Genomic DNA, 19,304 nt, shown 5'->3' with positions numbered 1-19,304 from the left:
ACATCTGCGCCTGCCACGGCAAGGGCCATGCCCCGTGCCCGTCGCCCGAAGGGCGTCCCGGCCAACGCGTCGGGAATGCGCGCGGCCCTCTATGTCCGCCTTTCGCGGGAAACAGAAAACTCTACCTCGCCCGAGCGTCAGCGCGCGGCCTGTGAGGCTCTGTGCGCGGCCCGTGGCTGGCAGGTCATAGCCGTGGAAGAGGACATCGACGTCTCGGGCTACTCGCGCGGCCTGGACCGTCCCGGGCTTCAGCGGATCCTGGCCCGTCTCGCCGAGTTCGACGTGATCGTGTTCTTCAAGATCGACCGCCTGGCCCGCTCCACGGTGGACTTCGCGGAGATCATGAAGGTCACCCAGGCGGAGAGCGTGGCTCTCGCGTCCGCCAGTGAGCCGCTGGACCTCACCTCTTCCATGGGGCGCGCCATGGCGAAGGTGATCGCGGTCTTCGCAGAGCTGGAGTCCGACACCATCGGGATGCGCGTCTCCAGCGCCCATGAACACCTGCGGCGGGAGGGCCGCTATACGGGCGGCAGGGTGCCGTACGGGTACCGGGTGGCACCCAACCCCGAAGGCGCGGGGAAGATCCTGGAGGTCAACCCCGAGGAAGCGAAGACGATTCACGAGATCGTGGAACGGGTCCTCAACAAGGACTCGTTGCTCAAGATCGCAGTGGACCTCACGGAGTCCGACAGGCCCTCGCCCGGCCACTCGTCGCGGCAGACCACGGGCAAGCGCAGCGACTCCAAGCGGTGGTACCCCTCCACCTTGCGCAGCCTTCTCGGCAACCCGCAGTTGCTGGGGCAGGTGATCGAGGACGGCAAGCCGATTCTGATGACGGACGGGCTGCCGCTGGTCAACCGCACGCCGATCCTGGACATGGACACCTGGCAGGCGTTGCAGGACGAGCTGAGCCGGCGAGCCAATCCGGGCGACCGGCGACGCGAGGGAACGGCGCTGCTGCGGGGGATCGTCTACTGCGCGGTGTGCCGCAACCGCATGTACACGTACGTCGCCAAGGGGCGCATCCGCTATCGGTGCATCGGCCGGCTGAAGGCCCGGCAGGCAGGCGCGGAGCTGACTTGCTACGGCGTGAGCATCGCCGGTGAGGGCATGGAACAGCACGTCACGGCGCTGTTCCTGGAGAAGTTCGGTGCCTTCCCCGTGGTGCGCATGGTGGAGCACGGGGGCGAGGACTTCCGCCCGCAGATCCGGCAGGCCAGGGAAGCGCTGGAGGACCTTGAGAAGGACCGGTACGACCGTGGCCTGTTCAAGGGCCAGGAAGGTGCCGCGAGGTACGCGGCTCAGTACGCCAAGCTGGAGGAACGCATGGCTTCGCTGAGCGAGAAGCAGCGCACCGCGAAGCCTGCGGGCGTGGAGGCGGTTCCGACCGGCCGGACTCACGCACAGCTCTGGAAGGACGCGGACACGGCGGGCAAGCGCGATCTGCTGCTGAACATGGGGGCGTACGTCGAGGTCGGCATGTCCCGCAAGGGCGGCCCGAGACTGGACACTTCCCGCCTCGCGGTCTACTTCGGCGAGGACGGCGAGATCCGCCGGGCGGACGCCGACGGCAGGGACGTCGAAGCGGTCGTACAGCGCGCAGCGGCTCAGACGCTCGAGCTGTTCTGAGCTCTCCTGGCGACTGATCGCGGTGTGCCCGATGCGGGGCCGTTGTCGGCGGGGGCTGCCGCACCGGACGCGACGGAGTGCCGAGGTCGAGGCGGGTGTCCGGCGGATGAGTACCCGCGCGGGCGCAAGTGAGTACGTGCGCTCTGGGCGGGGGGCGGAGCGGGGCGGTGGGATGGGGGCATGACCCAGCCCGCCGCCCGTGCCCGGACCTCGTCGCGGCCCGCCCCTGCCCGCGCGGCCGACGCGCCGACCGATGCGCCGGCCGGCGTGCGCGATCCCGCCGACGCGCCCGACCCGCAGTGGTGGGCCGCGCCGTTGACCGGGAGCCTCGGGGCGCCGCTCCTCCTGCTGCTGTCCGGGAGCACGGTCGACCTGTTCACCGGCGCCCCGGCGATCGTCGCGCTCGGGTTCCTGCTGCCGCTCGCGCTCGCCCTGCCGGGCTGGTTCCTGGCCCGGACGCGGAGGCGGCGGCCGACGCGGATCGTGCTCGCCGCGCTCGCCTGCCTCGTCGCCGCGACCTACCCGGCGCTGCTCATCACCTTCGGCACCGGGTACTTCTTCGTGATGCTCGTGACCGGGCACGTCACCCTCTGAGCGCCGGACGCGGGACGCCGTACGCCGTGCGCCCGATGCCCGACGTGTGCGCCGGGCCCCGTCACACCTGGTCGTCCGCCAGTTCCGCCACGCCCGTGATGCGGTGCAGCGGGTACGTGCGGACCTCGTCGGCCGTGTGGTCGTACCCCGTCACGAAGCCGCCCTCCACCCGCACCGGCGCGATGACCCGCTGGCTCGCCGCACCCTCGGCGTTGACGTAGCCGATCCAGACGGCGGAGCCGGTCATGGCGGCGGCCTGCACGGTCGCCAGGGTCTCGGCGGCCGAGGTGCGGGGCAGCCCGCCGCCCGTCACCGGGGCCGCGGCGGCCGTCGCGGCGGGCTCCTTCCGTACCGCCGTCGCGGCCCGGTCACCGGCCCTGATCGCCCGCACGGCCGCGCCGAGCAGCGTCCCGTCCGGGGCGGGCGGGCCGTCGGGCACGGGGGCCGGGGCGGTACGGGCCGGGGTGCGGTAGGCGTCGGCGCGCGTCACCAGGACGTCGCCCTCGGCGGACTCGGCCGCCGGCGCGTAGCCCATCGCCCGCAGCCCGTCGAGCAGCGAGGCCGGGTCGGTCTGCGCGGCGAGCACGGTCGGCGCGATGCGCCGCAACCGCAGGGACGCGGACCGCTTGTCGGCGAGGATCTCGCCGAGGACGGTGTCGTCGTCGCAGCGGACGTACGCGGAGGCCGCCCCGATCCGCAGGTGCCCGTGCCGCCGTGCCACGTCGTCGATCAGGTACGACAGCGGCTGGGGGACCGGCGTGCGGGAGTGCGCGGTGAGGAAGTCGTGCAGGTCGGACGCGGTCCGGCCGGCGTCGAGCGCGCGCCGTACGGAACCGGGCGTGAACCGGTAGACCGTGGCGCCACCCTTCGATTCCACGTCCGCCAGCACGGCGAGCGCGTCGGCGAGCGGGCGCCGCAGCGGCCCGGGGGCGACGGCCGTCAGGTCGGCCTGGAGCAGGACGTGGTCGACGGCCTCGGGGAGCTGCGGCGCGAGGAGCGTGGCGGCGCGTTCGGCCGCCACGGACAGTTCGACCCCGCCGCCGTGGTCGGCGGGCGTCGCGGCCTCGGCGAGCGGCAGGTTGAGCAGCGCGCGGGCGGGCGTGGACAGGGCGCCGCGCCCGGTGAGCCCGAGCAGCTCGGCCTCGTCGAGCGTCCAGCGGGCGATGCGCTCCCGCAGGGCGGGCACCGGCGCGGGGGCTCCGGGGGTCCCGGTGAATCCGGGGGCCCCGGTGAACCCGGGGCCCGCCGTGGACTCGGCCCCCTGCCCGGCGTCCGGACCCGGTGGCGTCGGCGTCGGCGTGCGCGGGGTCGACGTCGCCGTCCCCCGCAGCGGCCGCTCCCAGCGCAGCCGGGCGAGCAGGCTCTCCGGCTCGGCGGAGGTGCCGGGCGGCAGGCCGGCCAGGAGGGTGAGGACCCGGTGCCGGACCTCGGGCGCCGGGGCCCGGTCCAGGTCGGGGCCGAGGACGGAGAGCGTGCGGCCCTTGGCGTCCTGGCCGCCGGCCACGCCCGGGGTGCGGGTGGCGGTGAGCCAGGCGGTCACGAGCCGCGCCCACCGCTCGGCGGGCGGCAGGTCGAGCCAGTCGTCGTACGCGGGCGTCGGCGCGTACCGCTCGTCGGCCTCGCCGTCCGAGGCCAGCAGCCCCGCCCCGTAACAGAGCTCCAGCCAGAAGGCGGCGGTCTGCTCGGTGACGTCGAGGGCGGCGGCCGTCCGCTTCAGGTCCCGCACGGAGAGGCCGCCCGCGCGCAGCACGGCGGGGCCGCCCCGGTCCCAGGACTTCAGCAGCTCCTCGACGGTCGCGAGCGCCGCGTGCGCCTGCCCGGCGGCGGCGCTGTCCACAACCTGTGGACGGTACTCGCGCAGCACCACCGGCTCCGGCGGCAGCGGCTCCGGCCACCGGTGCGCCCGGCCGCCCCGCAGGTGCAGTGCCACCTCGCGCGGCAGCACCATCGTGCGCGGCGACACCGGAAGCAGCAGCCCCCGGTCGCGCAGCCAGCGCACGGGCGGCGCCGGGTCCGCCGTCACCTCGCCGTACGGCGGCCCCCACACCAGCCGGTCGAGGACCGCGAGCGCCTCGGGCGGGGCCGTGTCGAGCAGCGCCCCCATCCGGTCCCGGTCCGTGAAGAGACCCGTCAGCGCCGCCACCGCCGACACCGGATCGTGGGTCGCCGGAAGCCCGGCGGCCGCCAGGATCTCCTGCACCCGGCCGGGCGACATCCCGGCGGTCGACTCCGCGACCGTCGGCCCGAGCCCGGTCGGCGACGGGTGCTGCGGCGACGGAGCGAGCAGCTCCCGGGCGGTCCGCACCAGCCGCAGCCGGTCGTCCTCGCCCCACACCAGCGCCTGTTCGCGCAGCAGCGCCACCGCGCCCGGCAGCGCCGCCTCGATCGTCGCGTCGCCCTCGTCGCCGGTGAGGAGGGCGAGGAGCACGGGGTACGGGGCGGGGTCCGGGGCCACCGCGAGCGCCTCGGCCGTCTGCAGCGAGAACCGGTCGAGGCGTTCGAGGGCCCGGACGACCGAGCCGCGGGTGCCGGCGCGGGTGGCGAGCTGGGTCAGGTCGTTCGGCACGGGCGAGAGGAGGTCGGGCCGGGCGCGCAGCAGCGCGGCGAGCCCCTCGTCGCCCCGTGCGCGCAGGGCCTCCGCGAGCGTGCGTGGCGGCGCGCCGCCCCCGTTTCCTTCGGGACGTCCCTCGGGCACGTGCGCCTCCCGGTCCAGCTCGCCGATCCCCATCCGCACCACGTTATCCGCTGCGCAGGCGCTACCGTCAGGACCTGGCGGGCGCCGGAACGCGGGAGGGGAAACGTGGGCAACGAGAGCGACCGGTTGGTCGCCGACTATCTGAGCCGGGTCGGCGACGTGGCGCAGCAGCGCAGGCTCCCGGCGGACGAGCGGGCCCGGCTGGTCTCCGGCCTGCGCGGCGAGATCGACCGCAGGCGCGCCACGGACGCGGGGGCGGCCGAGACGACCGAGACGGCCGTACGGGGGATCCTCGGCGCACTGGGAACCCCCGACGAAGTCGTGGACCGCGCGGGCGAGTCGCCGGAGACGCCAAGGGAGCCCGAACCGCAGCCGGAGCCGAAGGTGGTGGCGGAGCCCGTGGCGCCGCCCCTCGCCCCGGTGCCGGGGCCCCGCAAGGGACCGGAGGAACCGGACTGGTGGGACGACGCCGCGGGCACCCCGCCCGGCTTCGTCGGCGGCGTCGAGGCGCCCGAGCTGTTCGTCCCCCCGGCGCCCGAGGAGGACGACCCGGACCCGGAGCCCGCGGGGAAGGCCGGCCGGGCGCGGCGACTGGCCCGGTTCCTGCTCCGCCGCCGCCCGGCCCCGGCGGCACTCGTGGAGACGGAAGGCGCGGGTGCACCCGCCCGCAGGGTGGCCCCCTTCGTCCTCCTGGCCGCCCTGCTGCTCCTCGGCGGCGCGGCTTTCGGCTCGCTCCTGGCGCTGGCCGGGGGCTGGGTCCTCGCCTACGGCTCCCGCCGCCTCACCCCCGGCGAGATCCGGACGGCGGTCTTCGTCCTGCCCGGCCTCTCGGCGGCGGGCGGCGCCGTCTGGCTCTGGGGCCGCGTGGAGGGCCGCTGGGGCGAGGCGGTGGCGGAGGGCGGCGAGGCCATGTCCGCCGCGATCGCCACCACCTGGCCCTGGTCCCTCCGCTGCGCCGCGATCTCCTCGGCCCTCTTCCTCCTGACCCGCACCCGCCGCGCGTAGGGCCGGTGCCGCCGCCCGGCGGTGGGGCCGTGTCCTCAGGCGTCCGTCGCCGTCCGGTCGGGTGTCCAGGGGGCCGAGGGGACGACCAGGGGGGAGGCCGTCACCGGGTCCGGGACCACGATCGAGGACAGGCCGAAGACCTCGTGGACGAGGTCCGCCGTGACGACCTCGGCCGGGGGGCCCTCCGCCACCACTCGGCCCGCCTTCATGGCGACGAGGTGGTCGGCGTACCGCGCGGCCTGGTTCAGGTCGTGCAGGACCAGGACGACCGTGCGGCCGCGGACGCGGTTGAGGCGGCGGACCAGGTCGAGGACCTCGACCTGGTGGGCGATGTCCAGGTAGGTGGTCGGCTCGTCGAGGAGCAGCAGGTCGGTCTCCTGGGCGAGGGCCATCGCGATCCAGACGCGCTGCCGCTGCCCGCCGGAGAGCTCGTCGACGGACCGGTCGGCGAGCGCGGTCACGTCCGTGCGGGCCATCGCGTCGGTGACGGCCCGCTCGTCCTCCTCCGACCACTGCTTCCACCAGGCCTGGTGCGGCTGCCGGCCCCGCGAGACGAGGTCGGCGACGGTGATGGCCTCGGGTGCGACCGGCGTCTGCGGCAGCAGGCCGATGGCACGGGCGATCCGCTTGGTGGGCAGCTTCGCCAGCTCCTCGCCGTCGAGGAGGACGGCACCGCCCGACGGCTTGAGGAGCCGCCCGAGCGCCCGCAGGGTGGTGGACTTGCCGCAGGCGTTGGGGCCGACGATGACGGTGACCTTGCCGTCGGGGACGGCGAGGTCGAGCTCCTCGACGACGGTGCGGTCCTCGTAGGCGAGCGTCAGCTCGCGGGCCTGCAGTCTGCTCACGCCTTACCTCCAACAGCTCGGCTCCGGACGATGAGCCAGATCAGGTACGGGGCGCCGACCGCCGCCGTGAGGACGCCCACCGGAAGTTCGACGGGCGAGAAGAGCCGCCGGCCGAGCAGGTCGGCGAGGACGACGACGACCGCGCCCATGAGGGCGGAGCAGAGCAGGGGGATCTGCGCGGTCCGGGTGGTGCGGCGGGCGATCTGCGGGGCGAGGAGCGCCACGAAGTCGACCGGCCCGGCGACGCCCGTCGCGACGGACGCGAGGACGACGCCGACGGCGACGAGCCCGAGGCGTACCCGGCCGAGCGGGACGCCGAGCGCGGTCGCGGTGGAGTCGTCGAGGGAGACGGTCCGCTGGGCGCGGGCGGCCCACAGGACGGCGGGCAGCAGCAGGAGCAGCGTCCACCGAATAGGCGCGGACTCGTCCCAGCCGCGGCCGTTGAGCGAGCCGGTCATCCAGATCTGCGCCTGCTGGGCGACGAGGTAGTCCCCCTTGGTCATGAAGAGGGTGGTGAGCGACCGCAGGGCGATGGCGAAGCCGATGCCGATGAGGACGAAGCGGGTGGCGTGCAGCCCGCCGCGCCAGGCGAAGACGTACACGAGCGCGGCGGCGAGGACGCCGCCCGCGATCGAGAGGTACGGCAGCACGGTGTACGAGGTGAGGCCGAAGGTCATCGCGGCGACGGTGACCGCCCCGGCGCCCTGGCTGATGCCGATGATGTCGGGGGAGGCGAGCGGGTTGCGGGCGACGGTCTGGATGAGGGCGCCCGCGATGCCGAAGGCGGCGCCGACGGCGAGCGCGACGACGAGCCGGGGCTCGCGCAGCTCCTCGACGACGAACGCCGACGGCGACGCCCCGCCGAGGAGGATGCGGACGACCTCGCCGGGGGCGACGAACCGTTCGCCGACGCACAGGTACGCGACGCAGGACGCGGCCAGGACGAGCATCAGGCCCGTGGCGACGAGGGCGGAGCGCCGGTGGACGAGGAACGAGGCGCCGCCGGCGCGCACGAGCCCGTACCCGGCGGGCCGCAGACCCCGGGCGGCCGGGGCGCGGGTGGCCGGAGCGGCGGCCGCGGGGGTGGGGGCGGTCATGCCGGCACCGCCTTCCGCCGCACCAGGGTCACCAGGAACGGCACGCCGATCAGGGCGGTCATCACTCCGGCGGGGACCTCGCCCGGCGGGAAGACGATCCGGCCGACGACGTCCGCGGAGAGGAGCATCACGGGCCCGGTGAGCGCGGCCATCGGCAGCACCCAGCGGTGGTCGGAGCCGACGACGGCCCGCGCGATGTGGGGGACGGCGAGGCCGACGAAGGCGATGGGTCCCGCGGCGGCGACGGCCGCGCCGGTGAGGACGGTCGCGCCGATGCCGCCGACGATCCGCACGGTGGCGACGCGCTGCCCGAGGCCCGTGGCGACGTCCTCGCCGAGGGCGAGGGCGTCGAGGCCGCGGGCGACGGAGACGACGAGGACCGCGCCGAGGAGGAGGAACGGCCAGATCTGGCCGACGATCTCGGCGTCGCGGCCGTCGACGGAGCCGATCTGCCAGAACCGGAACTCGTCGAGCGCGGAGGCCTTGGTGGTGAGGACGCCGGTGGTGACGGAGAGCAGCAGCGCGTTGATGGCGGCCCCGCCGAGCGCCAGCTTCACGGGCGTGGCGCCGCCGCGCCCGCTGGACGCGACGGCGTAGACGGCGACGGAGGCGAGCGCGGCGCCGGCGAAGGAGAACCACACGTAGCCGGTGAGGTCGTGCACGCCGAGGAAGGCGATGGCGAGGACGACGGCCACCGACGAGCCCTGGCTGATGCCGAGGATGCCGGGGTCGGCGATCGGGTTGCGGGTGATGCCCTGGAGGGCGGTGCCGGCGAGCCCGAGGGCGGCGCCGACCATCAGCCCGATCAGCGTGCGGGGCAGGCGGAGCTGCCGTACGACCTCGGCGTCGTCGCCCGTGGCTCCGTGGAGGAGGGCGTCGAGGACCGTGCCGGGGGCGATGGCGCGGGCGCCGACGGCGAGGCTGAGGAGGACGGCGACGAGCAGGGCGACGACAGCCGCCGAGGTCGCGAGGACCCGTCTGGAACGGAGAGCGGCTGGCATGGGGACCCATCGGACGACACAGGTGCACGGACGCCGGGCCCGGCCCCCACCGGTCACGGCGGGCAAGGCAAGGCTTGGCTGAGTCAGTCTAAGCAGGGGGCGTATTCGAACACCCGGGCACAATGTCCCCCATGACGTCACCCTTCTCCGCCGCCCCGCCGACCGTCGGGTTCGACCTCGACCTGACGCTCATCGACTCCCGCCCCGGCATCAGGGCCGCCTGGGAGGCCTTCTCGGCTGCGTACGGGGTGCCCGTCGACTCCGACCTCGTCGTCAGCCGTCTCGGCCCGCCGCTGGACCACGAGATGGCGCACTGGGTCCCGGCGGAGCACGTCCCGGAGATGGTGGCGCGCTACCGCGCCCTCTACCCCGAGTACGCCATCGAGCCGTCGCCGCCGATGCCGGGCGCCCGGGACGCGATCCACGCCGTGCGCGAGGCGGGCGGCCGGACGATCGTCGTCACCGCGAAGAACGGCCCGCACGCCGAGCTGCACCTCGCCCACCTCGGCATCGAGCCGGACGCCGTCGTCGGCGGCCTGTGGGCCGAGGGCAAGGCGGAGGCGCTGCGCGCCCACGACGCCCGCGTGTACGTCGGCGACCACGTCGGCGACGTGCGCGGCGCGGCCACGGCGGGCGCCCTCTCGGTGGCCGTCGCGACCGGCCCGTGCGCCCCGGAGGAGCTGCGCGCGGCGGGCGCGGACGTGGTCCTCGCGGACCTGACGGACTTCCGCCCGTGGTGGGAGGGCTACCTCGCCTGAGGCGGGGCCGCCGCGCCCGTACGGGCCTGCCGGCGCTGGGCGGCGATGGACCGCAGCACCCCGGCGCCGGCGAGCAGGAACCCGACGCCCATGAGCATGGAGACGCAGTAGGCGATCGTGGGGAAGGGGTCCGTGCCGAGGAACAGCGGGGCCACGGTGACCAGCGTCGCCAGTGCGCCGACGGCGAAGACGACGACACCGGCCTTGACGAGTCCGTCGCCCGGGGCGCTGTCGTCCGCCGGTGCGGCAGGGGTTTCACTACGCATCCCGCCAGGGTAGTTCCCAGGCCGTAGGAACACTTCGGCGGCGTCTTGTCACCGGCCTTCGGACCATTAGCCTTGGTGCCGGGCGGGTCGGTCGACCCGCTGTCTGCCATCCCCACCGACGAGTACGAGGACGAGGACGGACGTGCCCACCGGCAAGGTCAAATGGTTCAACAGCGAGAAGGGCTTCGGCTTTCTCTCCCGCGACGACGGCGGTGACGTCTTCGTCCACTCCTCTGTGCTCCCGGCCGGTGTCGAGGCGCTGAAGCCGGGGCAGCGGGTGGAGTTCGGCGTGGTCGCCGGCCAGCGCGGCGACCAGGCGCTCTCCGTGACGGTCCTCGACCCGACGCCGTCCGTGGCGGCGGCGCAGCGGCGCAAGCCCGACGAACTGGCGTCGATCGTGCAGGACCTGACGACGCTCCTGGAGAACATCACGCCCTCCCTGGAGCGGGGCCGCTACCCCGACAAGGCGCACGGCAAGAAGATCGCGGGCCTGCTGCGGGCGGTCGCCGACCAGCTCGACGTGTAGGAGCCGTCCCCGTCAGGGGAACGACAGCGCGTCCGGGCCGAGGGGCGGCACCAGCCCCTCGGCCGCGGCGCGCGTGAGGAGCCCGCGCACCGCCGCGTACCCGTGCTCGCCGAGGTCGGCGGTGAACTCGTTCACGTACAGACCGATGTGCTGGTCCGCCACCTTCGGGTCCATCTCCTGCGCGTGCTCCAGCACGTACGGCCGGGAGGCGACCGGGTCGTCCCAGGCCATCCGCACCGACGCGCGGGCCGCGTCGGCGAGCCGCTCCAGCGTCTCGGCGCCCAGCGAGCGGCGGGCGACGATCGCGCCGAGCGGGATCGGCAGGCCGGTCGTCGACTCCCAGTGCTCGCCCATGTCGGCGAGGCAGTGAAGCCCGTAGTTCCCGTAGGTGAAGCGGGCCTCGTGGATGACGAGCCCCGCGTCGACCTTGCCGTCCCGGACGGCGGGCATGATCTCGTGGAACGGCATCACGACGACGTCCCCGACGCCGCCGGGCACGCTCTCGGCCGCCCACAGCCGGAACAGCAGGTACGCCGTCGAGCGCTCGCTCGGCACGGCGACCGTCTTCCCCGCCAGGTCCGCCCCCGTCCCGGCCGTCCGGGTCAGCACGAGCGGTCCGCAGCCCCGGCCGAGCGCCCCGCCGCAGGGCAGCAGCGCGTACTCGTCGAGGATCCACGGCAGCACGGCGTACGACACCTTCAGGACGTCGTGGTCGTCGGTGCCGCTCTCCGCCCAGCCGTTGGTGACGTCGATGTCGGCGAACGTCACGTCGAGTCGGGGCGCGCCCGGCACGCGGCCGTGCGCCCAGGCGTCGAAGACGAAGGTGTCGTTGGGGCAGGGGGAGTAGGCGATCTTGAGCTTCACGCGTGCGCCTCCACGAGGACGGTGTGGCGGGGAGGGGGCTCGACGGTCATGCCGGGCCCGCGGTGCCCGGCCCGGCCGGCAGGACGCCCCCGAGCAGCTGGAAGGTGTGCCGCAGGGAGTCGAGGGCCTCCCCGATCCGCCAGGCGGCCCGGTCGCGCGGCCCGACGGCGTTCGACACGGCCCGGATCTCGACGACGGGCACCCCGTGGGCGGCGGCGGCCTCGGCGACGCCGAAGCCCTCCATCGCCTCGGCGGCGGCCCCCGGGTGACGCTCCGCCAGTGCGGCGGCCCGCTCGGCGGTGCCGGTGACGGTGGAGACGGTCAGCACGGGCGCGACGGTGTGCGCCACCCCGCCGGCCGCGAGGGCGGCGGCGATCGGCGCGGTCACCGCGTCGGGCACGGGGTGCGCGGAGCGGCCGAAGCCGAGCTCCTCGACGGCCAGGAACCCTTCGGGCGTGTCGGCCCCGAGGTCGGCGGCGACGACGGCCCGGGAGACGACGACGGACCCGAGCGGGGCGAGTGGCCGGAAACCGCCGGCGATTCCGGCGGAGACGACGAGGCCGTACGCCGGGGACGCGGGCGCGCCGGGGGCGGATCCGGTGCCCGCGGCGAGGGCGGTGGCGGTGGCGGCGGCGACGGCCGCGGGGCCGGCCCCGCCGACGAGGACGTCGAAGCGGGCCCCGGACGGGCCGGGGGAGAGGCGGCGCAGCGAGAGGCGGCCGCCCGGCAGGCGGACCTCCTCGGCCGGGCCGCCGGGCGCGAGGCCGGCGGCGACGGAGTCGGCCTCCGCCGCCACGGCCGTCACGATCAGGATGCGCGTCCGGTGGGACACCGGAGGATCAGGATTCCTTCTTCAGCTGGAAGTGCCAGATGCCGGTCAGCTTCTTGCCGGTGTTCTCGACGATCGTCACCTGGGTGGTGTCGGTCGCCTCGCCGGTCTGGCTGGAGAAGAAGGCGCTGGCCGGAATCGTCCGGTACGTCTTCTTGTACGGCTCGGGCTCGGCCTGCTGGCCGCCGAGGAAGATGGTCCAGCCGTTGTCCGCGATCTCGGGGTCGACCCCGAAGCGGATCTTGTCGTCCATCGCCACGGTGATGGACTTCTCGGCCTTCTTGTTGAGGCACTGCTGGATCTGCGACTCCTTGATGGCCTCGCCGTCGTTGTAGCAGGCGGCCTCGGAGTGGATCGAGTCGGTCCCGACCGTCACGGTCGCGAGCGGAGTCGGCTTGTCGCAGGCGGAGAGTACGAGGAGCCCGGCGGAGACGGCCCCGAGGGCGACGGCGGCCCGGCGGCGCGAGCCGGAGAAGTACGCAACGGTCATGAGCCGAAGGCTATCGGGCCGCCCGCCCCACGCCACGCGGGGGTACGGCGTGCCGCCCACCGTCCGCCCGGCGGAGAGCACGACCGGGCCCACCGTCCGCCCGGCGGAGAGCACGACCGGGCCCACCGCCCGCCCTCCGTGCGCCCGGCGGACACCACGACCGGGCCGCCTCCGCGCCGCTACGTCACCTTCGCCGCGCCCGGGGCCCGGCGGGCCGCCGAGAGCAGGCCGCGGACGGCGAGGAGGGCGCCGAGGCCGAGGATGCCGGCGGCGACGGCCATGCCCGCGGAGCCGTTCAGGGGCATCGCGATGCCGATGCCGCCGCCCACCACCCACGCCATCTGCAGCAGCGTCTCGGACCGGGCGAAGGCCGACGTCCGCACCAGCTCCGGCACGTCCCGCTGGATCAGCGCGTCCAGGGACAGCTTCGACAGGGCCTGGGTGATGCCGGCGACCGCGCCGAGCACCGCCACCATCAGGCCGCCGAAGAAGACCGCCGTGCAGATCGCCGTCCCCAGCACCGTCGTGATCATCGTGGCGATGATCACCTCGGGCCCGTGGCCCCGGTCCCTGAGCAGCGAGCCCACGGCCGTCCCGCAGGCGTTGCCGACGCCCGCCGACACGCCCACGACGGCGAGCGACACGGCGGCGCTCTGCCCCGACAGCGGGTGCTCGCGCAGCAGGAACGCCAGGAAGAAGATCAGGAAGCCCGACAGCATGCGCTGCGCCGCGTTCGCCTGGAGGCCGTGCAGGACCGACGGGCCGACCGTCCGCAGGCTCGGCTTCTTCTCGCCGTGCGTCAGCAGGTGCGCCCGCCGCTCGCCCTTCGCCGAGTCCACCTTGTGCGGCATCCGGAACGCCCAGAACGCCCCGAGCAGGAACAGCGCGCACGCCCCGTACAGCGGCCAGCCGGGCCCGACCATCTGCAGCCCCGCCCCCACGGGCGCGGCGATCCCGGTGGCCAGCAGCCCGGCCAGCGTCACCCGGGAGTTCGCCTTCACGAGCGAGAACGTCGGTGGCAGCAGCCGCGGTACGACGGCGCTGCGCACCACCCCGTACGCCTTGGAGGCGACGAGGACCCCGAGCGCCGCCGGGTACAGCTCGATCCCCCCCGTCGCGACCGCCCCCGACATCATGATCGCGAGGACGGCGCGCGTCAGCATCGCCCCCGCCATCGCGGCCCGGCGGCCGTGCGGGATGCGGTCGAGGAGCGGGCCGATCACCGGGGCGAGCAGCGTGAAGGGGGCCATGGTGATGGCGAGGTACAGGGCGACCCGGCCGCGCGCCTCGTCGGTCGGCACGGAGAAGAAGACCGTGGAGGCGAGGGCGACGGTGATCATGACGTCCCCGGCGCCGTTCACGGCGTGCAGCTCGATCAGCTTCCCGAGCCCCGACTCGCCCGCGCCGTGCGCGTGCGTGGCCTTGCGGATGCCCTTCGCCGTGCCCGTGAACGGCAGGTGCAGGGCACGGCCGACCGCCCGGCCCGCTCGGTGGAGCGGCCCGGCATGATCATGCGATCGTGCGGGGGACCGTGCGGCTGCCACTCCGTCATAGTGCCCCACAGTCACGGGGTACGAACCGCTGCGCGACGACCACGGCGGGTCGGCCGGCCCCCCGGACACCCCCTCCGACGGGCGCGGGCCGCCCTCCCGGCGGGCTCGCGTCCGCCTCGCGGCGGCTTCCCGGCAGGGCCCATCGGCTTTCGTGGCGGCTTCCGGGCGGGCCCGCATCGGCCTCGCATCGGCCTTCCCGAAGCCTCGCGGCGGCCTCCCCGAAGCCGTACGGCAGGCCGTCGGAGCCCTTCCGCGAGGTCCGCGATCCGGGCCACTTGGAGCGCGCAGGTGGGCGGCGGCCCGCGAACGGGGTAGCGTGCGTAGCGCGCCACCGGCGGTTGCTCTCGGCCGCGCGCCTCTTCGGCATCCCGCAGAATGGATGACGATAGGTGTGCCCGAGACGCGCGAGACAGGTCGGGTGCGGACGTCGATGCGGCCCTCAGGTCCGCTCCGCCCGCCGCCCGGGGCCTCGCTCCCGCTCCTCGGCCGGCGCACCCGTGAGACGGCGTAGGAGAGAAGCGAGACCTGTGAGTGCTGCGACGACGCGAACCCCGCGTACCCCGCGAGCCACGCGTACCCCCGACCGCCTCTGCGCCGAGGCCGTAGACCTGGCGCGGGCCGCCGCCGAGGAGGCTGCCGCGCCCGGGATCGTCGGCGAGCACGTCGGGGTCGTGGCGGAGGGCGACCGGGTCGTCACGCACTTCTTCGAGTCCCACGAGCCGGGCTACCGCGGCTGGCGCTGGGCCGTCACCGTCACGCGCGCCTCCCGCGCCAAGAACGTCACCCTTGACGAAACCGTCCTGCTGCCCGGCGCCGACGCCCTCCTCGCCCCCGAGTGGGTGCCGTGGAGCGAGCGGCTGCGCCCCGGCGACATGGGCCCCGGCGACCTGCTCCCCACCGAACAGGACGACCTGCGCCTCGAACCCGGCTACACCGGCGAGGACGCGCCGCCGCCCAACTCCGCCGTCTCCGAGGAGATGGCGGACCACCTCGACGCCGAGGACGCCGAGATCACCCAGCGGGCGCCCTCGCGCGGCGCGATCGGCGCCGTCGCCGAGGAACTCGGCATGCGGCGGGCCCGGGTCCTCTCCCGGTACGGTCTCCACGTCGCGGCCGACCGCTGGGACGAGGCGTTCGGCGCCAAGACGCCCATGGCGCAGGCCGCGCCCGCGTCCTGCGAGTCCTGCGCCTTCCTGGTGCCGCTGGCGGGCTCGCTGCGGCAGGCGTTCGGCGTCTGCGCCAACGAGTTCTCCCCGGCGGACGGGCGGGTCGTCTCCCTCGCGTACGGCTGCGGCGGCCACTCCGAGGCCGCGATCATGCCGAAGCCGCCGCGGCCCGCGCCGCCGGTGCTCGACTCGATGGCCGCGGACGCGTTCCCGCTCCGCCCGTCGAAGGACTCCGGCTCCACGACGGACCCCGACGACACCTCCGAGGACCTGGGCCACTCCTGACCCCCTACGGGCACCCCCCCGAGGGCGTGCGGGCGCGCGTCCCCGGCGACGGTGTGCGCCGCACGCCGGGTGCGGGGCCCGGCGGGGGAGGCGTGCGGGCGCGGTACCTTCGGGCACCGGCATCATCCATACGTCCCGCAGAGTGGAGTCAGACGTGAGCGTCAGCGTCCGGACGACGACCGACGGAAGCGATCCCTTCGGCACGGCGCGACTCCGGCGAGGCGTCCTCGACGCCTGGGGCGCCTCCCCGGCCCGCTTCCGGGAGGACGCCAACGCCGAGGAGGACCTCGCCCTCGGCGGCTACCGCGACCGCCTCGTCGTCGAGCTGGCCCAGAACGCCGCCGACGCCGCCCACCGGGCGGGTGTCACCGGCCGGCTCCGCCTCACCCTCCACCCCGCCGACCACGAGGGCCCCGCCGCTCTCGCCGCCGCGAACACCGGCGCCCCGCTGGACGCCACGGGCGTCGAGTCGTTGTCGACGCTCCGCGCCTCCGCGAAGCGCGAGCAGGGCCCGGGTGCCGTGGGCCGCTTCGGCGTCGGCTTCGCCGCCGTCCTCGCCGTCAGCGACGAGCCCGCCCTCCTCGGCCGGCACGGCGGCGTCCGCTGGTCGCTGGCGGAGGCCCGCGAACTGGCCGCCGACGCCGCCCGGCACAGCCCGGGCCTGGGCGACGAACTGCGCCGCAGGGACGGCCACGTACCGCTGCTGCGGCTGCCGCTGCCCGCCGAGGGCACGGCCCCGGAGGGGTACGACACGGTCGTCGTCCTGCCGCTGCGGGACGCCGCCGCCCGTGACCTCGCCGAGCGGCTGCTCGACTCCGTCGACGACGCGCTGCTCCTCACGCTGCCGGGCCTCGCCGAGATCGTCGTCGAGACGCCGGAGGGCGTACGGACCCTGCGCCGGTCCGAGGACGACGGCTACGTGCGGATCGAGGACACCGCCTCCGGCACCCACCGCTGGCGCACCGTCTCCCACGCCGGACCGCTCGACCCGGAGCTCCTCAAGGGCCGCCCGGTCGAGGAGCGGCTCCGCCCGCACTGGTCGGTGACCTGGGCCGTACCGGTGGACGGCGAGGGCGCCCCCCGCTACCCCCGCACCACGCCCGTCGTCCACGCGCCGACCCCGACGGACGAGCCGCTCGGCATCCCGGCCCTGCTCATCGCGTCGCTGCCGCTGGACACCGCCCGCCGGCACCCGGCGCCCGGCCCGCTGACCGACTTCCTGGTGCAGCGGGCGGCCGACGCGTACGCCGAACTCCTCGCCGACTGGCGGCCGGTGACGACCGCGGCGCTCGACCTCGTGCCCGGCCCGCTCGGCAAGGGGCCGCTGGACGGGGCCCTGCGGGAGGCGATCCTCGACCGGCTGCCGCGCGTGGCGTTCCTGGCGCCGGCCGCGCCGTCGGAGGACCTTCCGGCGCTGCGGCCGATCGAGGCGGAGGTCGTGGAGGGCGCCGGGGCGGAGACGGTCGAGGTCCTCGCCGAGGTGTTCCCGACGCTGCTGCCCGCCGGTCTGGAGCGGCGGCCCGAGCTGCGGACGCTCGGCGTCGGCCGGGTGCCGCTGACGGAGGCCGTCGACCGGCTCGCGGGGGTGGACCGGGCGCCGTCGTGGTGGTGGCGGCTGTACGACTCGCTGGCCGGCGTCGACCCGGACCGGCTCACGGGCCTGCCGGTGCCGCTGGACGCGGGCCGGACGACGATCGGGCCCCGCCAGGTCCTCCTGCCGCAGGACCGGACGCCGGCCGAGCTGTCCCGGCTCGGCCTGAAGGTGGCGCACCCGGAGGCGGCCCACCCCCTCCTGGAGAAGCTGGGCGCCCTGCCCGCCACCCCGCGCGCGGTCCTGACCACGCCTCAGGTGCGGGCGGCGGTCGCGGCCTCGCTCGACGCGGGGGAGATCTGGGACGAGGACGCCGACGCCCTCGACGCGGAGGAGCTGGCCGAGGCCGTCCTCGGTCTCGTACGGGACGCGGACCTCGACCCGGGCGAGGAGCCGTGGCTGGGCGCGCTCGCGCTGCCCGACGAGGACGGCGAACTCGCCCCGGCGGGCGAGCTGGTGCTGCCCGGCTCGGCGTTCGCGGCCGTGATGCGCGAGGACGAACTGGCCTACGTGGACGCCGACCTGGCGGCCCGATGGGGCGAACGGCCGCTGGCCGCCTGCGGGGTCCTCGCCTCCTTCGCCCTCGTCCGCGCCACCGACCTGGTCCTCGACCCCGACGAGCTGGAGCCGCGCGACGGCGACTACCCGGAGCCGGACGACGCCGGGCTCCTCGACGCGGTCGACGTGTGGTGCGAGGACGTCCTCGACCGGCTCCCGGACTCGCCGGTGCCGCCGGTGGCGACCGAGATCGTCGCGGTGCGGGACCTGGACCTCGTCGACGACGACGCCTGGCCGCGCGCGCTCGCGCTCCTCGCGCGGCCGCCGCTGCGGGACGCCCTGACCCAGCCCGTACGGGTGCTGCTCCCGGACGGCACGACCGAGACCGTCCGCCCGTACACCGCCTGGTGGCTGCGCGACCACCCCGTCCTGGACGGCCGCCGTCCCGCCGGGCTCCGCGCGGCCGGCACGGACCCGCTGCTCGTCGGCCTGTACGACTCCGCCGACGCGACCGGCTTCGAGGACGAGCAGGTCCTGCGGGCGCTCGGCGTCCGCACCTCGGTGGCGGCGCTCCTCGACGAGCCGGGCGGGGCCGCCGAACTCCTGGGCCGCCTCGCCGACCCGGACCGCGAGGTGACCGGCCCGCAGCTGCACGCCCTGTACACGGCGCTCGCCGACCTGGACCCCGATCAGGTGACCCTGCCGGACGAGCTGCGCGCGGTCGTCGACGGCGAGCTGGTGGTCGTGGAAGCGGCCGAGGCGCTCGTCGCCGACGCCCCCGACCTCCTGCCGCTCGCCGGGGACCTGCCGCTGCTGCCGGTCTCCCCGGCCCGGGCGGCGGACCTGGCGGAGCTGTTCCAGGTGCGGCGCCTGAGCGAGGCCGTCGAGGCCGAGGTCACGACCGTCGGCGAGGAGCACGAGGTCCCGGCCGCCGTGCACGCGCTGCTCGGGCCGGCGACCCCGGAGTCGTACATCGAGCACGAGGAGCTGCGGGCGGCGGGCGTCGACCTCGACTGGCGCCGGACGCCCGACGGCGTCCTGCACGCCGCCACCCTGGAGGGCGTCGCCGCGGGTCTGGCCTGGGCGGCCGGTCAGTGGCCGCGCCGCTTCGAGGTCGCGGCGCTCCTGGAGGACCCCTCGCGCACGGCCGAACTGGCCAGGGACCGGTGGTTCGACTAGAGCCCGGTGGGTGTCGCCGCCGGTCGGGGGGCTCAGGCCCGCAGAATGACCCCATGCCTCTGACCGCGGACATCCTCGTCGCCCTCGTCGCCCTGCTCCACGCCTACATCCTGGTGATGGAGATGTTCCTGTGGCAGAAGGGGCCGGGCCGCCGCTTCTCCGGGTTCGACGCGAAAATGGCCCGTGACACGGCGGCCATGGCCGCCAACCAGGGCCTCTACAACGGCTTCATCGCCGCGGGTCTGGTCTGGGGCCTCGTCGCCGACGACCCCACCGGCTACCGCGTCACGATCTTCTTCCTGTGCTGCGTGGTCGTCGCGGGCGTCTACGGCGCGGCCACGGCCAACCGCCGCATCCTCTTCGCCCAGGCCCTGCCGGGCGCCCTGGCCCTCTCCGCGGTCGTCGTCGCCGGTTGACGCCGCCGGGGCGGGGG

The 19,304-nt window shown here is 75.5% G+C and carries 17 protein-coding genes; 8 read left to right on the top strand and 9 right to left on the bottom strand.

Going from position 1 to position 19,304, the window contains the following annotated elements; translation table 11 throughout:
• Positions 1-27: 27 nt before the first annotated feature.
• Positions 28-1,629, top strand: coding sequence for a recombinase family protein (locus ACWDVG_RS03820; RefSeq protein WP_451696162.1), 1,602 nt, complete (start codon positions 28-30; stop codon positions 1,627-1,629).
• A 180-nt stretch (positions 1,630-1,809) separates the two neighbouring features.
• Positions 1,810-2,223 carry a hypothetical protein gene (locus ACWDVG_RS03815; RefSeq protein WP_451695861.1) on the top strand — a complete coding sequence of 138 codons (414 nt, stop codon included), beginning with the start codon at positions 1,810-1,812 and terminating at the stop codon, positions 2,221-2,223.
• Between the two features lie 61 nt (positions 2,224-2,284).
• Here the strand turns inward: ACWDVG_RS03815 and ACWDVG_RS03810 are convergent, their stop codons facing one another.
• The gene (locus tag ACWDVG_RS03810; RefSeq protein WP_451695859.1) at positions 2,285-4,951 is read right to left on the bottom strand and encodes a helicase C-terminal domain-containing protein; all 2,667 of its coding nucleotides are present in this window, start codon (positions 4,949-4,951) and stop codon (positions 2,285-2,287) included.
• A 72-nt stretch (positions 4,952-5,023) separates the two neighbouring features.
• On the opposite strand from ACWDVG_RS03810, the gene ACWDVG_RS03805 reads away from it, so the two are divergent.
• Complete coding sequence (locus tag ACWDVG_RS03805) at positions 5,024-5,923, top strand: hypothetical protein (protein WP_451695858.1); 900 nt, start codon at positions 5,024-5,026, stop codon at positions 5,921-5,923.
• A 35-nt stretch (positions 5,924-5,958) separates the two neighbouring features.
• On the opposite strand, the gene ACWDVG_RS03800 is transcribed toward ACWDVG_RS03805, so the two are convergent.
• From ACWDVG_RS03800 to ACWDVG_RS03790, 3 genes are read right to left on the bottom strand one after another with little or no spacing between them, the layout of a single operon-like run.
• Positions 5,959-6,768, bottom strand: a complete 810-nt coding sequence (locus ACWDVG_RS03800) for an ABC transporter ATP-binding protein (RefSeq protein WP_451695855.1) — start codon at positions 6,766-6,768, stop codon at positions 5,959-5,961.
• Entirely contained in the window at positions 6,765-7,865 is a 1,101-nt protein-coding gene (locus ACWDVG_RS03795; protein WP_451695853.1) for a FecCD family ABC transporter permease, read from the bottom strand. The genes ACWDVG_RS03800 and ACWDVG_RS03795 overlap by 4 nt, the downstream gene beginning before the upstream one ends.
• Positions 7,862-8,866, bottom strand: coding sequence for a FecCD family ABC transporter permease (locus tag ACWDVG_RS03790; protein WP_451695851.1), 1,005 nt, complete (start codon positions 8,864-8,866; stop codon positions 7,862-7,864). Before ACWDVG_RS03790 ends, ACWDVG_RS03795 begins: the two co-directional genes overlap by 4 nt.
• A gap of 131 nt (positions 8,867-8,997) precedes the next feature.
• Between ACWDVG_RS03790 and ACWDVG_RS03785 the strand changes: the two genes are divergently transcribed.
• Positions 8,998-9,624 carry an HAD family hydrolase gene (locus ACWDVG_RS03785; RefSeq protein WP_451695849.1) on the top strand — a complete coding sequence of 209 codons (627 nt, stop codon included), beginning with the start codon at positions 8,998-9,000 and terminating at the stop codon, positions 9,622-9,624.
• On the opposite strand, the gene ACWDVG_RS03780 is transcribed toward ACWDVG_RS03785, so the two are convergent.
• Positions 9,612-9,890: a hypothetical protein gene (locus tag ACWDVG_RS03780; protein WP_451695847.1), complete on the bottom strand. Its 279-nt coding sequence runs from the start codon at positions 9,888-9,890 to the stop codon at positions 9,612-9,614. The two genes, ACWDVG_RS03785 and ACWDVG_RS03780, sit on opposite strands and share 13 nt — an antisense overlap.
• Before the next feature lie 142 nt (positions 9,891-10,032).
• Here ACWDVG_RS03780 and ACWDVG_RS03775 point away from each other — a divergent pair, with 142 nt between their 5' ends.
• Positions 10,033-10,416 (top strand): cold-shock protein, encoded by a 384-nt coding sequence (locus tag ACWDVG_RS03775; protein ID WP_352062313.1) that lies wholly within the window; start codon positions 10,033-10,035, stop codon positions 10,414-10,416.
• A gap of 12 nt (positions 10,417-10,428) precedes the next feature.
• Here ACWDVG_RS03775 and ACWDVG_RS03770 read toward each other — a convergent pair whose 3' ends face one another.
• From ACWDVG_RS03770 to ACWDVG_RS03755, 4 genes are all read right to left on the bottom strand, one after another.
• On the bottom strand, positions 10,429-11,280 hold the full coding sequence (locus ACWDVG_RS03770) for a 1,4-dihydroxy-6-naphthoate synthase (protein WP_451695846.1): 852 nt from the start codon (positions 11,278-11,280) through the stop codon (positions 10,429-10,431).
• Between the two features lie 46 nt (positions 11,281-11,326).
• Positions 11,327-12,112 carry a futalosine hydrolase gene (locus ACWDVG_RS03765; protein ID WP_451695845.1) on the bottom strand — a complete coding sequence of 262 codons (786 nt, stop codon included), beginning with the start codon at positions 12,110-12,112 and terminating at the stop codon, positions 11,327-11,329.
• Between the two features lie 7 nt (positions 12,113-12,119).
• Entirely contained in the window at positions 12,120-12,599 is a 480-nt protein-coding gene (locus ACWDVG_RS03760) for a DUF2771 domain-containing protein (protein ID WP_451695843.1), read from the bottom strand.
• Positions 12,600-12,778: 179 nt separating this feature from the next.
• Positions 12,779-14,143 carry an MFS transporter gene (locus ACWDVG_RS03755; RefSeq protein WP_451695841.1) on the bottom strand — a complete coding sequence of 455 codons (1,365 nt, stop codon included), beginning with the start codon at positions 14,141-14,143 and terminating at the stop codon, positions 12,779-12,781.
• A 536-nt stretch (positions 14,144-14,679) separates the two neighbouring features.
• Between ACWDVG_RS03755 and ACWDVG_RS03750 the strand changes: the two genes are divergently transcribed.
• The 3 genes from ACWDVG_RS03750 to ACWDVG_RS03740 all read left to right on the top strand — a co-directional run bounded on the left by ACWDVG_RS03750 (position 14,680) and on the right by ACWDVG_RS03740 (position 19,287).
• Entirely contained in the window at positions 14,680-15,603 is a 924-nt protein-coding gene (locus ACWDVG_RS03750; RefSeq protein ID WP_451695839.1) for a DUF3027 domain-containing protein, read from the top strand.
• 142 nt (positions 15,604-15,745) lie between these two features.
• Positions 15,746-18,871: a sacsin N-terminal ATP-binding-like domain-containing protein gene (locus ACWDVG_RS03745; protein WP_451695838.1), complete on the top strand. Its 3,126-nt coding sequence runs from the start codon at positions 15,746-15,748 to the stop codon at positions 18,869-18,871.
• 53 nt (positions 18,872-18,924) lie between these two features.
• Positions 18,925-19,287, top strand: coding sequence for a DUF1304 domain-containing protein (locus ACWDVG_RS03740; RefSeq protein ID WP_451695836.1), 363 nt, complete (start codon positions 18,925-18,927; stop codon positions 19,285-19,287).
• Positions 19,288-19,304 lie beyond the last annotated feature (17 nt).

The sequence above is a fragment of the Streptomyces sp. NPDC003327 genome (assembly GCF_053589515.1).
Note: the sequence above shows the minus strand (reverse complement) of the source record. Positions and strands in the feature narration are given on the sequence as shown.